General features: G+C 37.5%; 14 protein-coding genes. 9 read left to right on the forward strand and 5 right to left on the reverse strand.

All coding sequences use genetic code 11. From position 1 onward, the window contains the following. Nucleotides 1–109 precede the first annotated feature (109 nt). On the reverse strand, nt 110–385 hold the full coding sequence (locus FJR11_RS09505) for a LuxR C-terminal-related transcriptional regulator (protein ID WP_168503455.1): 276 nt from the start codon (nt 383–385) through the stop codon (nt 110–112). A gap of 286 nt (nt 386–671) precedes the next feature. On the opposite strand from FJR11_RS09505, the gene FJR11_RS09510 reads away from it, so the two are divergent. Further along, complete coding sequence (locus FJR11_RS09510) at nt 672–1,652, forward strand: carbohydrate kinase (RefSeq protein ID WP_168503456.1); 981 nt, start codon at nt 672–674, stop codon at nt 1,650–1,652. Nucleotides 1,653–1,727: 75 nt separating this feature from the next. Here the strand turns inward: FJR11_RS09510 and sfsA are convergent, their stop codons facing one another. Beyond that, nucleotides 1,728–2,453, reverse strand: a complete 726-nt coding sequence (gene sfsA / locus FJR11_RS09515) for a DNA/RNA nuclease SfsA (protein WP_168504157.1) — start codon at nt 2,451–2,453, stop codon at nt 1,728–1,730. A 129-nt stretch (nt 2,454–2,582) separates the two neighbouring features. On the opposite strand from sfsA, the gene FJR11_RS09520 reads away from it, so the two are divergent. The 5 genes from FJR11_RS09520 (at nt 2,583) to FJR11_RS09540 (ending at nt 10,079) form a co-directional block, all read left to right on the forward strand. Further along, a complete protein-coding gene (locus FJR11_RS09520; RefSeq protein WP_254444727.1) occupies nt 2,583–3,701 on the forward strand; it encodes a sensor domain-containing diguanylate cyclase in 1,119 nt (372 codons plus the stop codon). 145 nt (nt 3,702–3,846) lie between these two features. Continuing rightward, nucleotides 3,847–4,515 carry a 2OG-Fe dioxygenase family protein gene (locus FJR11_RS09525; RefSeq protein WP_168503457.1) on the forward strand — a complete coding sequence of 223 codons (669 nt, stop codon included), beginning with the start codon at nt 3,847–3,849 and terminating at the stop codon, nt 4,513–4,515. 98 nt (nt 4,516–4,613) lie between these two features. Next, nucleotides 4,614–5,879, forward strand: coding sequence for a tetratricopeptide repeat protein (locus FJR11_RS09530; RefSeq protein ID WP_168503458.1), 1,266 nt, complete (start codon nt 4,614–4,616; stop codon nt 5,877–5,879). A gap of 260 nt (nt 5,880–6,139) precedes the next feature. After that, a complete protein-coding gene (locus tag FJR11_RS09535) occupies nt 6,140–8,887 on the forward strand; it encodes an AMP-binding protein (RefSeq protein ID WP_168503459.1) in 2,748 nt (915 codons plus the stop codon). 175 nt (nt 8,888–9,062) lie between these two features. Next, nucleotides 9,063–10,079: a sulfate ABC transporter ATP-binding protein gene (locus tag FJR11_RS09540; RefSeq protein ID WP_168503460.1), complete on the forward strand. Its 1,017-nt coding sequence runs from the start codon at nt 9,063–9,065 to the stop codon at nt 10,077–10,079. A gap of 63 nt (nt 10,080–10,142) precedes the next feature. Here FJR11_RS09540 and FJR11_RS09545 read toward each other — a convergent pair whose 3' ends face one another. The 3 genes from FJR11_RS09545 to gatA form a co-directional block, all read right to left on the reverse strand. Continuing rightward, entirely contained in the window at nt 10,143–11,135 is a 993-nt protein-coding gene (locus FJR11_RS09545) for a protochlorophyllide reductase (RefSeq protein WP_168503461.1), read from the reverse strand. Between the two features lie 214 nt (nt 11,136–11,349). Next, a complete protein-coding gene (locus FJR11_RS09550; RefSeq protein WP_254444728.1) occupies nt 11,350–11,823 on the reverse strand; it encodes a Yae1 family protein in 474 nt (157 codons plus the stop codon). A gap of 282 nt (nt 11,824–12,105) precedes the next feature. After that, on the reverse strand, nt 12,106–13,566 hold the full coding sequence (gene gatA, locus FJR11_RS09555; protein ID WP_168503462.1) for an Asp-tRNA(Asn)/Glu-tRNA(Gln) amidotransferase subunit GatA: 1,461 nt from the start codon (nt 13,564–13,566) through the stop codon (nt 12,106–12,108). A gap of 198 nt (nt 13,567–13,764) precedes the next feature. On the opposite strand from gatA, the gene FJR11_RS09560 reads away from it, so the two are divergent. From FJR11_RS09560 to FJR11_RS09570, 3 genes are all read left to right on the forward strand, one after another. Continuing rightward, a complete protein-coding gene (locus tag FJR11_RS09560) occupies nt 13,765–14,181 on the forward strand; it encodes a XisH family protein (protein ID WP_168503463.1) in 417 nt (138 codons plus the stop codon). Next, nucleotides 14,169–14,504, forward strand: coding sequence for a XisI protein (locus tag FJR11_RS09565; protein ID WP_168503464.1), 336 nt, complete (start codon nt 14,169–14,171; stop codon nt 14,502–14,504). The genes FJR11_RS09560 and FJR11_RS09565 overlap by 13 nt, the downstream gene beginning before the upstream one ends. 185 nt (nt 14,505–14,689) lie before the next feature. Continuing rightward, entirely contained in the window at nt 14,690–14,857 is a 168-nt protein-coding gene (locus FJR11_RS09570) for a hypothetical protein (protein WP_168503465.1), read from the forward strand. The last annotated feature ends 31 nt before the right edge of the window (nt 14,858–14,888 follow it).

The following is a 14,888-nucleotide window of genomic DNA, read 5'->3' on the forward strand; positions in this document are numbered from 1 at the left end:
AGTAATAAATACACAACAGCGTAAATCAATCACCTATACTCAAAAGCATAAATCTACAAAATAGCGTAAAAGCTTGATTAATTAGCTTTTTAACTGCCACTTTGCATGACTAGGACATACTTTGATCATTCCGCAGCGGAAGAGAGCAGCAATTAACATCATTCAAACAGACTTTTCCCCATTGTAAAGCCCAACGCACCAAAGCCACACGGTTATCAGTCTTAGTCTTGCTGAGAATGTTGCTAATATGGTTATCAACTGTCCGTTTACTAATTTCCAGTTTGACTGCAATTTCTTGGTTAGTTAAGCCGGTGGCCACTAAGTCGATAATTTGCAGTTCTCTGTCTGACAGACTAACACGGGTCCCAGACTCACTAGTAGCCATGACTTACTATTTCTCCCTTGGTATATGTACTCAAATCTTATTCCTCATTCTAGAAGATTCTTTCCGAGGTAGATAGTTTTAAATGTTGCTAATAATACTAATGTCAAGATTTTCTTTTGATTTTAGGTTTGTAGTCATAGACGCTACAGATTAAAGGTATTGATTTTAACTAGGATGAATAAAAAAGCTCTGGGTTCGTGAAGGACATTTTTTTAAGAATCAAAAAGATATCTAGCTTAGTGTCAAACTAAATTTAGATCATGTCCCATCGCAAATCAAAAATGAAATGAGTAATCCTCAAGTTTTATGTCTTGGTGAAGTCTTATTTGACTGTTTAGCTGATCAATTGGGACTTAAACTAGAAGAAGTGAAATCCTGGACTCCTTACCCAGGAGGAGCGCCCGCTAATGTGGCTTGTGCTTTAGTGAAGTTGGGGACATCAGCCGGATTTATGGGTGCAGTGGGCGAGGATGAACCAGGGAATACACTGGTAACATTATTAGAAGATATTGGTGTAAATACAACGGGTGTGCAACGTCATTCTACAGCACCAACTAGGCAAGTATATGTAGTTAGGGATTTAGCAGGCGATCGCACTTTTGCAGGTTTTGGTAAATATGATACTTCAGAATTTGCCGATACCCGTCTCCAAGCTGCAAAATTGCCCCCCGCGCTCTTTGCTGAAGCCGACTTTTTGATAGTAGGAACTTTAGAACTAGCCTACCCTGAAAGTGAACAAGCGGTTTTGCGAGCTTTGGAGTTAGCAGAACAATATGACCTAAAAATTATTCTCGATGTCAATTGGCGACCAGTATTTTGGCAAGATGAAAATATAGCCAAGACCAAAATTCTTTCATTATTAAAGCGATTTGATTTTCTCAAACTAACCAAAGAAGAAGCACAATGGTTATTTGATACGACAGACCCAGGCGCAATTACTTATAGACTCAATACCTTAGAAGGGGTTTTGGTGACAGACGGTGAACATGGTTGTTCCTATTGTTTAGGAGAAAATGAAGGTAAAATCCCGGCTTTTGCCATGTCCGTTGTGGATACAACCGGTGCAGGGGATAGTTTCTTAGCTGGGTTTATCCATCAATTGCAACAAGTGGGGATTCACAGCCTTAAAGACGCAGAAACAGCCAAAAGAATTGTCATCTATGCCAGTGCTGTGGGAGCATTAACTACTATTAAACCAGGTGCGATTGCTTCTCAACCTACTGCATCTGAAGTTGATGCTTTTCTAAGTTCTCATCAACTTGTCTAAATCTCTAAAGCTGCTCTAATCTTCTTGATGAACTACCCCATCTTACTTTGTTGAAGATGGGGTTTCTATATCCCCTTAAATTTTCAGTGTTGCTAAACCCAAATAACGGATACCTTCTGGGGATATATCAAAGCGACAAGGAAGAACTTCTAAACCTAGTTTAATTGCTTCCCGTAGCAACTGACCATACACAGGATCTTTACTATCTCCAGGTGCAAACTCTAAACAATCACCTCGGTTAATAAAATACAGCATAACTGACCGACTTTCGGGTAAAACTTCCATTAATTCCCGTAAATGTTTTTGTCCTCTTGTGGTTTCTGTGTCGGGAAATAAGACTAAATTTCCTTGCGCCCAAGTTGTATTTTTTACTTCTAAATAAATTGGCCGTTGTTCACCACTCCCCGTCAAATAAAAATCTATTCGACTTTTTCGATCTTTTCCATAAACCACTTCCGGCTTAACCTGTTCATATTCTCCCAATTCTGGGAATAAATGTGTTTCTAAAGCTAATTTGATGACCCGATTGGGTAAAGCCGTATTTACACCAACCCAAGTAGTTGCATTATCATTAACCTGAATTAACTCTAAGGTATAAGCTAATTTGCGTTGAGGATTATCACTTTTAGAAAGTTGTACAACACTACCAATAGTAGAAACTCCCGTCATTGGGCCTGTATTCGGACAATGTGCTGTTACTACCTCTCCAGAGTCCAGTTGAATATCAGCAAAAAACCGCTTGTAGCGTTTTAGTAAAATACCAGAATATAGTTTTGGGTAGTTATAAATACAAGGGATCATTGTCATAAATATTAGCAATTTATTCTCTGTTGGTACATTAAATACTACCTGAATTTACCTTTCTATTGAGTACAATTTATATATCTAGCTAACCGCTATAAGTAAAAACTAAAAATAACTGGTAAAAAAATGATGAGGAATAAATATGAGTCCCCACTGCATTGCAATATATCAATTGATAATGCCACAGATTACTATTCGCATTCATTGGAATATTTGTTAATAGTTACTCAAGACCTTTCCCAGGCTTGTTCCCTAGATCAGATTATGGAAATAGCCTTAACCGCAGCCCGGAAAATCACAAAAGCCGATGGAGCAACTTTTGTAGTTCTTGATCATGGCTTCTGTTACTATGCCTATGAGAACTCTATTGCTCCCCTTTGGAAAGGTCAGCGAGTTCCCCTAAACCACTCTATTGCTGGTTGGGTAATACTGAATAGTCAGCCCGTAATAATTAGTGATATCTACAGTGATGAGAGAATTATCCATAATTTTTACCAACATACCTTTGTCAAAAGTATGGTCATGGTTTCCCTCGGTATACAGAAACCAATGGGTACTATTGGTATATATTGGCAAAATCACCATGAACCTAGCCTAGAAGCAGTACAATTACTGCAAACCATCGCCAATATTGCATGGGTAGCAATGGAGAATTTTCAAGTCCATTCAAAATTGGAGCGAAAATTACGCGAACGGACCGCAGCCTTAGAAAAGTCGGAGAATCTCCTGCAAAAAGAAATACAAACACACAAAGTTTTAGAAGCGGAAATCCGTTTGCTTTCACTCACTGATGAGTTGACAGGAATACACAACCGACATGGTTTTTTCCTGTTATCTGCACAGCAGATTCGGTTAGCCAAGCGTTCACGAACTAATATCAGTATCCTATTTATTGCCATAGAGGGACTGAAAAATATTCAAGATACCTGGGGTCAAGAATACGGAGATGATGCTATCTTGTCCACAGCTAGATTACTCAAACGCACCTGTCGCAATTCTGATACCATAGGACGATTGGAGGGCAGTGAATTTGTAGTGCTGGCCCAGGGTTGTGATCCTGATTGTCAAATCATAAAACAGCGATTACAAAATGCTATTAACCAATTTAATGAAAGCAAACAACAGCCATTTCATCTGGCTATAAATATAGGTGTTCAAGCCTATGAAGATAAGCCGCACCTATCACTAGATGATTTAATTACCCTCGCCCAAATTAATAGCTATCAATCACCACAAAGTAATTAAGGCGCAAAGTCTAATTTATATTATAAATAGATAATTTTTGTAGTCAAATTTACTGTAATCTTGTCAAGATTGAATATAATAGAGATTACCAGCCTACCATATAGACAAATGTGGCAGACTTGACCACTGCAAGGAGGAATATCCTATGCAAAAAGTCTCATGTTATCGGGAATTAGAATATGCTTTTCTGTTTACCCTCAGAAAGGTCAATTCCATCAATACGACAGGTTTTCAGCCATTTTTTCAGGATTTACCAATTGATCCTTATATTAAGGGTCAATATCGCTCCCGCAGGTTATCGCGGTTTGTAGTTTCTGGAGATAAATTGCTTAAACTTCCCCATGGATATTTATTACAAAGTGGAGAATATAATCCCTTATTAGGAGATATTAAAAGAGAGTTTGCAGAATTAGATAATGCCCTCATAGAACTGGATATTTTTAAGAATCTAGTTTTCGCATTCTATGATTCTTGTAAATTACATCCAGAAGCAGAAATTGGTGTTCATCAAATTAGAACTACCTGTTCACCAAATAATTTAGGAAATCCTGCCCCTGAAGGTATCCATCAAGATGGTAGCGATTTTATTGGCATCTTTGCTGTAGGTAGAGATAATATTCAAGGGGGAGAAACCCATTTATACAATGCTAAAAAAGAAAAACCAGTTTTCAACAAAGTTCTCCAACCTGGAGAAATAATTTTAGTTAATGATCATGAATTTTTCCATTTTACTACTCCCATAAAACCCCAAAATCCAGGCATAGGAAGTAGAGATGTATTTGTGATTACTTCTCCTAGTTTAATTACTGATTAACTTAAATATAAAGATTTAGATCCCTGACTTCTTTAAGAAATCAGGGATCTTGCTGTATACTTAAGGTATTGAGTAATTAATTTTTTCCAATTACTAATATGAATAATGAATTTTACAATCGCGGATTAGAAAAAGCCCAAAAAAACGATTATGCAGGGGCAATAGCAGAATTTAACTATGCTATTAAGGAAAATCCTGGGTTTACCAAGGCATATATTCACCGGGGTTTAGCATATTATGATTCAGGGGCAATTCTCCAAGCTGTTGATGATTATACGGAAGCTATAAAACTTGATGAATCTAGTGGAGAAGCTTTTTATTATCGGGCTTTGGCTAGGTTAGCATTAAAAAATCTTTCTGGGGCTTTGGATGATATAGAAAAGGCAATTTGTCTTCATCCCCATGATGCTGCTGCTTATGATTTGCGGGGGATTGTGCGACGAAAACAAGGATATATTCAAGATGCGATCGCTAACTTTAAAAAAGCAGCCGAATTATATCTAGAACAAAAGGATAAAGAAAAATGTCAAAGTTGTTTGCAAAAAATTAAACAGCTACAACCACCAGAAAAACCACTACCGCAACCAACCAAGTCTGCACCTATATCTATTATTTCTACTAATCAATATTTTCAGCAATTATTAGTAAAAGCTGAACAGGGAGAAACCAGAGAAGCCATTGCTGATTTAAACTGGGTATTAAAAGCTGATCCCAACGATGCCCAAGCCTATTGTTGTCGGGGTGTAGTTCAGTGCAAAGTTGGCAATTATCAAGAAGCCATTGCTGACTTTAATCAAGCACTAAAACTAAATTTTCAAGATGCCCTTGTGTATCGTAACCGAGGTAAAGCCCGTTCTCAAATAGGTGATCATCAAGGGGCATTATCTGATTTAAATCAAGCATTAAAAATGCAGCCTGAAGATCCTTTAGTTTATGTTGCTAGAGGTAATATTTATCGAGAAATGGGTAATTGTTTGAATGCAATTCAAGATTATAGTCAAGCAGTGCAAATTAATCCTGATTATCCCTCTGCATACTATAATCGTGGTCTTGCCTATACATTGTTGGAAGAAATGCAAAATGCTGTATCCGATTATCAAAAAGCAGCTAGTATTTATTGTGAACAAGAAGACTGGGAAAATTACCACCAAGTGTTAAATAAATTACAAAAAATCCAAATCTCCAATCCTGAAATCAAAAATCAGAAAGATGGAATTTTACGTCAGCGGCTTTTGCGTTTAGTGGGGGGACATTGGGAAATAGCAGAACGTTTAATTCAACAACAAGAATATAATTATCCGGGAATGTCCGATGATTGGTATTTACAAAAAGTAATTGATCAGTTAGAGAGAGATCGTAACTGATTAAACCTGATTTTTCCATAATTCATAAATTTGTCTTAAAATCCTTAAGAAGTTGCAAATTAGTTTTGAGTCAAAATTCTCAAAATATTTTGTATTCTTAATTGTTACATCAATTTAGTCAATTGGTATACAATTATTAGTTTTAAAGCATAGGTAAAGATTTTATGAAAGCTTATCTTTGAGTAGATCAGATTATGGAATCTTACTATAGTATTGATTTTAATAATCAACATGATTACTAAATAAGCGAAAATTCAAATATGACCAATATTTATCATGTAAATCCTCATATCATATTCAAACAAAAATTTGTTTGCAATCGCTTAATTACTGCCCCTGAAGGCTTTATAGACTTTCCCAAATCAGAGATTGAACAGTCTATTCCTAGACGTTTTGAACAACAAGTTCATAAATATCCTCATGGTATTGCTATTAAAACCCATAATCAAACCCTCACTTATACACAGTTAAATAAGAATGCTAATCAGTTAGCAAATGCGATTCTTTCCCAAAGAGGAGAAAAACCAGAGGTAATTGTATTATTGCTAGAAAAAGGTGCAGATTTCATTACTAGTATTTTGGGAGTTTTGAAAACAGGTAAAATCTTTGTCCCTTTAGATCCCACATTTCCCATTGATAGACTGGCTTATATTATTGAAGATTGTCAAACTGTTGCATTTGTTACCAATAATTCAAATTTAAACTTAGCAAAAAAATTAGCTAAAACTGCTACTAATAATTGTCAGTTATTTAATATAGACAATATTGATAGCCATAATTACTGTGAAAATCCCCTTATTAAAATAGCACCAGAAACACCAGCTTATATAATTTACACCAGTGGTTCAACTGGCAAACCTAAAGGAGTAGTGCAGAATCATCGTAATTCTCTGCATTACTGCATGAATGATACCAAAACTTTATTAATTAGCCATGAAGATCGTGTAGTTTTCCTCTATTCCTGTAGTGCATTGGGGGGAATATTATGTATTTTCTACACCTTGCTTAATGGTGCTAGTCTCTATTCATTTAATGTCAAAGAACAGGGATTAACTAATTTAGTTAATTGGTTAATTGATTCAGAAATTACAATTTATCATTCCTTTACAACCCTGTTTCGGCATTTTGTAGATACCCTCATAGGTACGGAAAATTTTCCTAAAATTCGCTTAGTTAAATTAGGTGGTGAAGCTACCTTAATTAGAGATGTCGAAAACTATAAAAAAGTATTTGCCTCAGATTGTATTTTATATGCCAGTTTAGGGGCAACAGAAGCAGGAACTTTTCGCAATTTCATAGTTGATAAAAATACAAATATCGAAAATAGCACCGTACCCATTGGCTATGCAGTAGAAGATATGGAAGTTGTGCTATTAGATGAAGCTGGGATAGAAATTGAAAATGGTGAGATTGGAGAAATTGCCCTCAAAAGTGAATATTTAGCCTTGGGTTATTGGCAGAAACCAGAACTGACAAAAACTGTCTTTTTACCAGATATTAAAAATAGCAAAAAAAGAATTTACCGCACCGGTGATTTAGGCTGTATTCAACCAGATGGTTGCTTGGTTCATAAAGGTAGAAAAGACTTTCAGGTAAAAATTCGCGGCTTTCGTATTGAAGTTGCAGAAATTGAAATGGAACTGCTCAAAATTAGCACTATTAAAGAAGCAGTAGTCATAGCAACTGAAGATATTCCCGAAAATAAACGTCTCATCGCTTATCTTGTTTCCAAACAAAAAACAGCACCTACTACTAAAGAAATCCGGACATATTTACAGGATAAATTGCCTGAATATATGCTCCCCAGTGCCTTTATTTTTTTAGATGCTTTGCCATTAACACCCAATGGGAAAGTAGATAGAAAGGGACTACCAGCATTTAATTTAATCAAGCCAGAAATAACCGAAAGTTTTGTTAATTCCCATGATGATATAGAAACTCAGTTAATAGAAATTTGGGAAAATTTGTTAGGTGTTGAACCAATTGGTGTTGAAGATGACTTTTTTGAATTGGGGGGAAATTCCTTATTAGCGGTGCGGTTATTTGCCGAAATAGAACATAAATTTGCCAAAAAATTGCCCCTAGCGGCTTTATTTCCCACGGCTACAGTGGCAGCGATAGCCCAAATTATCCACCAACAACCAGTTTTAGAATATACCCCCAAAGCCAATTTTTCATCTTTGGTAGAAATTCAACCCCAAGGTGCAAAACCACCCTTGTTTATGATTCATCCCTTGGGGGGAGAAGTATTATGTTATCGGAATTTAGCAATACATCTAGGCTTAGAACAACCTATGTATGGACTGCAACCCCAAAAACCAGATGAAAAACACCCTCCTTTTGTTCGATTTGAAGATATAGCTTCACAATATCTGCAAGAAATTCAAACTATTCAACCTCAAGGCCCCTATTTTTTGGGAGGATATTCTTTGGGGGGTATTATCGCTTATGAAATAGCCCAACAACTTCGTAGTCAAGGTCAAGAAGTAGCACTTTTAGCTATGTTAGATACCTGTCGTCCTGGTTATATACAAAGATTGTCATTCCAGAAACGAATTTTATTACATATCAATAATATCGTCAAAGGTGGACCAAAATATATTTCTCAAAAGGCTAAGGGATGGCACAAACACCTTAATTTCTACTTTGAAAAAGCTCACAAGGGTTACTGCGAGAATTTTACTCATCTGGTGAATACTGCCTCTAAACCATCTAAGATTAGTAAGTATTTAGATATCTCTACTGCTCATATCCAAGCCCTGAATACTTATGTTTTCCAACCTTATCCAGGGAAAGTAACTCTCTTTCGCACTCAGGATCAAAATCGAACTGACGCTGTGGGTGTAGAATATGATCCACAATTTGGCTGGGGTGAAATAATCACTGGTGACTTAGATGTTAAGTATATTCCCGGTTCTCACCTTTCTCTCCTCAATGAACCTAATGTGAGAGTATTGGCTAAACAAGTTAAAATTTGTCTAAATCAGACTCAAAATCGAGATTCCTGACTTCTGGGCGGGGAAACCCTACTGACTCCCGACTTCTGGGCGGGGAAACCCCGCCCCTACTCCTGTTATTTAATTCATGAATTTTAATGATACCACTGCAAATATTTGTGATATAAATATAAAATACGGTATTCCTACTCAAAAACCGTAGATTATTTGCAGAGGTGTAAAACCAGTGGGCATAGTAGTTGAAAACGTCTCCAAAAACTTTGGTAGTTTCCAGGCAGTTGAACAGGTAAATTTGGAAATTCAGAGTGGTTCGCTAGTGGCTTTACTTGGTCCATCTGGATCTGGTAAATCTACCCTATTGCGGTTAATTTCTGGTTTAGAAACACCAGATACTGGTAAAATCATTCTTACAGGTAAAGATGCCACTTATCAAAGTGTACAAGAAAGAAATATTGGCTTTGTCTTTCAGCACTATGCCCTATTTAAACATTTAACTGTTCGCAAAAATATCGCCTTTGGCTTGGAAATTCGCAAAGCCCCCAAAAAGAAAATTCAGGGAAAAGTAGAACAGTTACTAGAATTAGTACAATTAAGTGGATTAGGCGATCGCTATCCTTCGCAACTTTCCGGTGGACAAAGACAACGGGTAGCTTTAGCTAGGGCATTAGCCGTAGAACCCAATGTATTATTATTAGATGAACCCTTTGGCGCTCTTGATGCCAAAGTCCGCAAAGACTTACGAGCTTGGTTACGTCGTCTCCATGATGAGGTTCATGTTACCACGGTTTTCGTTACCCACGACCAAGAGGAAGCAATGGAAGTTTCTGATGAAATTGTGGTCATGAATAAAGGCAAAGTCGAACAGGTAGGAACACCCGCACAAATTTATGATCATCCTGCTTCTGCATTTGTGATGAGTTTTATTGGCCCTGTGAATGTATTACCGAGTTCTGCGAAAATCTTTCAAAGTAGCGGCTTTGAATCAACAAATCCAGAAACTTTTTTACGTCCCCAAGATATCATCATTGAAACAGTTAGTAATGGGACAACAGCACAAGCTACAGTCAGCAGAATCATTCATTTAGGTTGGGAAATTCAAGTTGAATTAACCTTAGATGATGGGCAAATGATGACAGCCCATTTAACGCGGGAACGGTTCGATCAATTAAAATTAGAACCACAAGGAAAGGTTTATGTCAAACCTAAAGATGCTAAATCCTTTCCACTTTATTATTCAATTTAGGGAACAGGGAACAGGGGGAAAGAATTATTACCCAGTCCCCAATCCCCAGTCCCCAGTCCCCAATTAAATTAGAGATTTTGATTTTTCAGATGCTTTTCCTAATCCTACTAACTGGTAGCTAAGATCCCACATCCGCTTGCCTTTTTCGTCATCGCGTGCTTGGGGAGAAACCTTTTGTCCAAAAGATTCCCGGCCTTCTTTTTGCCGATTTCCCCAACTCCAATAAATACCTGATTGTTTGTATTCAGGATCAGCAACTACCATAGCAACCCGTTCTCCTGATAATTCCTCAGTGACAAATCCCCCAGTGATATATTTTTGGAAAAGAGGGAAAATTTTCTGAAATAGAGGATAGTGATTGCGGAATAAAGCCGTTGTTGCCACACAACCAGGATAGAGAGAACTGAAAGTAATCCCAGTGGACTCATGAAAACGGTTATGTAGTTCGCGCATGGTGAGAACGTTACATACCTTACTATCTTTGTAGGCTTTGACTGGTTCAAATTCCTTACCATTAATCATGCAAATGGGATTTTGGAAACCCGCTGCAAAACCTTCAAAATTCCCCAAATCTGGACGAGGGGGAATTTTTCCACCCAATTCATCTGGGTTGTGAGTTACAGTTCCCAAAATCACTAATCTTTTATCAGCCGCAGGTGATTTTTGCAAATCTGGTAACATCAAATTACACAGCAGAAAATGTCCCAAGTGATTTGTGGTAACGGTTAATTCAAATCCTTCGGGAGAAAATAAAGGCTCTTTGATTAAAGGCATATAAATGGCAGCGTTGCAAACTAAAGCTTCCACGGTTTTGCCAGTCGCTCTGAAATTGTTGACAAACTGTCGAACGCTTTCTAAAGAGCCTAAATCAATTTGCATGAGTGTATAGCTATTTGCTGGCATTCCCACACTTTGAGCAGCTTTTTCGGCTTTGATTAAATCACGACAAGCCATAATGACGTGCCATCCTTTGTCAGCGAGAGCCTTGGCTGCTTGCAAACCAACCCCCGAAGAAGCACCAGTAATGATTGCCGTTGACTTACGATTTTGTTCCATCTGTTTAAACTCCTTTAACTATTGTTGATTCAAAAACAGTTTATATGATTTTAATGATCTCATACTTTTGAAACTTCTATAGTAATCCTAAATCAGTAGTGAACAAAATGTAATCAATCATAGATAATAACGATAAATAAACACATTTTCAAAACCTAAATGTAGGGATTTAGGATTCCTAAACCCCTAATCTTCTGCTCTGGCTGTACTATTGTTATGCGAATTTAGCTAATAACTCCTCACGAGATAATTGTAGAAGTAAAGGAGTAAATTCTTCTCTGGACATTGCAATTAGAGGATTGATAATTCTTGTTAATTCTGCATCAATTTGACCAAAACGCACTTGCAGGATACTTTCAATCATAGCGCGTCTTTCCCTTTCTACACCTGCCTGGAGTCCTTCCTGTCGTCCTTCCTGAAGTCCTACATGAATTCCTTCCTGAAGTCCTTCTTGTCGTCCTTCTTGTCGTCCTTCTTGTCGTCCTTGTTTTTTCAGTTCTTCTAATTGTTGCTGATAAATTTCCGATAATTTCATAATCAACTCCTGATCATCTTTATCAATATCTTGTTCTTGACGCTGACGAGCCGATAACACAGCAATTAGGTTATGTACTAATTGTATAATATCCGCGAGAAAAGGACTATCATTAGCCAGTGTTTCTAATTCTTCCACCGCTTGTCTTTGCACTTTTCCTTTTCCTAAAACCCTCAAAAACAGTGTTTCTGGTGTAACAGGGAGTTGGTGAATGGCAATAATGACGGTTTTGAATCCTTCTCCAAAAAAATAAATCCCTTTTCCCCAGTTTTCTTCATCAGTAGTACCATTAAAGCTGGCTAGGAGTTCTACTGATGCTGTAGGAGTAAAAATCCACAGACGAGGTAATTCTGCTTCATTTTTGAAACCATGAAAAAGAAAGTTATAACATCGGGGTTTAGCAATGCTAAACCCCTACAAGTAACAAGTTAGAAACTAAGCCATTTTGGGTTTTTGTAAATGCCAATTAGTTGATTGTTCATAGGCATAAGCTACTTGGAAAAGTTGTTCTTCTCCTAGGACTTTACCAACTATTTGTAGTCCAATTGGTAAACCTTTACTGTCAAAACCACAAGGTAAACTAATCCCTGGTAAACCAGCTAAATTAGCAGGAATAGTCATTAAGTCATTTAAATACATACTTAACGGATCTGTAGTTTTTTCTCCGGCTCGAAATGCGGTGGTAGGTGCAGTAGGAGAAATTAAAACATCTACGGTTTCAAAAGCTTTTTCAAAGTCTTGTTTAATGAGAGTGCGGACTTTTTGCGCTTTCAAATAATAGGCATCATAATAACCAGCGGAAAGAGCATAAGTACCAATCATAATCCGGCGTTTGACTTCTGCTCCAAAGCCTTGGGAGCGCGTCCGGGTATACATGGACAAGAGATTATCGGCATCAGGAGAACGCAAACCATATTTAACGCCATCGTAACGCGCCAAGTTAGCTGATGCTTCCGAGGGAGCGATAATGTAGTAAGTTGGTAAACCATAGCGGAAACTGGGACAGGAAATAGGATGAATTTCTGCACCCAATTCTTGAAGTTGTTGGATAGCTTTGGTGACAGCGGCTTCTACTTCAGGATCTAAACCTTCACCAAAGGTTTCTGTAATTACGCCAATTCTCAATTTTTTGCCAACTTTGAAATCTGATTTTAAATTAGCAGCATAGTTAGGAATGGCAACTTTGAGACTGGTAGAGTCTTGAGGATCATAACCTGCGATCGCACTTAATAAAATAGCCGCATCTTCCACACTGCGTCCAAATGGTCCAATTTGATCGAGAGACGAAGCATAAGCCACTAAACCATAACGGGAAACTAACCCATAGGTCGGTTTCATCCCCACCACACCGCAGAAAGAAGCCGGTTGCCGAATTGAACCCCCCGTATCAGAACCGAGGGAAACCACACATTCATCGGCTGCTACGGCTGCTGCTGAACCACCGGAAGAACCACCGGGAACACGGGATAAATCCCAAGGATTAGCGGTAACTTGGTACGCGGAGTTTTCTGTAGAACTCCCCATGGCAAACTCATCTAAGTTGGTTTTACCTACCATGACACCCCCAGCGTCAGCTAGTTTTTGGGTAACGGTGGATTCGTAAGGTGGCACGAAATTTTCTAAAATCCGGGAAGCGCAGGTGGTGACAATCCCTTTAGTACACAAATTGTCTTTAATCCCGATGGGAATCCCCGCTAAGATGCCAATTTCTTCTCCCGCAGCGACTTTTGCATCTACAGCTTGAGCTTGTTTTAAAGCCTGTTCTGTCGTGACTGTGAGGAAACTGTGCAGTTTTGGTTCTAACTCTTGAATCCGATTTAATGCTTCTTGGGTAATTTCAACGGCAGAACGTTCTTTATTGATTATCTGTTCGTGCAACTCGCGGATGGATGCCATAATTGTTCTCTTTAAGGAATCAAGTCATTGATTTTAGCATTTACAGGTGTGGGGATTGGGGAATTTTCGTTTGAGATTTTTTGTCTCACGCAGAGGCGCAGAGGCGCAAAGAGAGTTTTAAGAGTTTAGTTATACTAAAAATATTAGTTATGGTTGGATAATCAGTTTATACGTTCATTGGGAAAAGCCAATTTTAATATGCCGGCAAAGGACATCTATCACAATGCTGTTAAAAATGCCTTAATTCAAGAAGGCTGGATAATTACAAATGACCCTCTACATTTAAAATGGGGTCAAAAAGATATGTATGTAGATTTAGGAGCAAAACAACTTTTAGCGGCAGAACAAGGAACTAAAAAAATTGCCGTAGAAATTAAAAGTTTTGTCAGTCCTTCGGAAATGGCTGATCTTAAAGATGCTATTGGTGGATTTGTTTTGTATCGTGCTGTTATGAATCGTCTAGAACCTGATAGAATATTATATTTAGGAGTGCGTGATACTGTATTCACAGATTTATTTGAAGAACCAATTGGTAAACTTTTAAGAGAAAGTGAAAATCTGAATTTACTTGTTTTCAATTCTGATACTGAGAGGATTACCCAATGGATACCTTAGATAATTATCGCCGGATTATTAAAGAAGTGTTAATACCTTATACACAAATTCCTTACTCCTATGGGGTGATTGAATGTAAAACAGTTTTTGATAACGAAAATGATAGCTATTTACTAATAACTATTGGTTGGGATGGTGCTAAAAGAATTCACGGTTGCTTAGTTCATCTTGACATTATTGATGGCAAAATCTGGGTGCAAAGAGATGATACAGAAGATGGTGTTACCTATGAATTAGAAGCTGCGGGAATTCCTAAAGATAAAATTGTTTTAGGTTTTCACCCTCAAAATGTTAGGCAATATACGGGATATGCTATTATATAAGTCTAATCAATGAAATCGGAACAATGAGCAATAGCTAGATCCACCCCAATGTGTGCGACAGAAAAGATGAGTATTCTTTTTTGCCAATTTCTCAGAAAGGCGATAGAGTTAATTTTGATTTAGAGTTACTTACACCCGATCTTCAATCGAAGATAGAAAATAAAATACGTGGAAAATATTCAGTAATGTTAAGTAAGGAACAAAAGACAGAAAAAGATAAGCTCCAGGTAAGCAGTAATATAGAAATCAGTCAAGAAACAGAAAAGGAAGAAGTTCTCTGTCCCCATTGTCAACGCACTGCCACCAATGGTATTAAATGTAAAGGTATTTGTGTGGCTGATAATGGCTATTAAAGTCTGTAAACTAAAACTCACCAGCTTTAAT

Source organism: Anabaena sp. UHCC 0187 (genome assembly GCF_009712035.1).
Lineage (GTDB): Bacteria > Cyanobacteriota > Cyanobacteriia > Cyanobacteriales > Nostocaceae > Dolichospermum.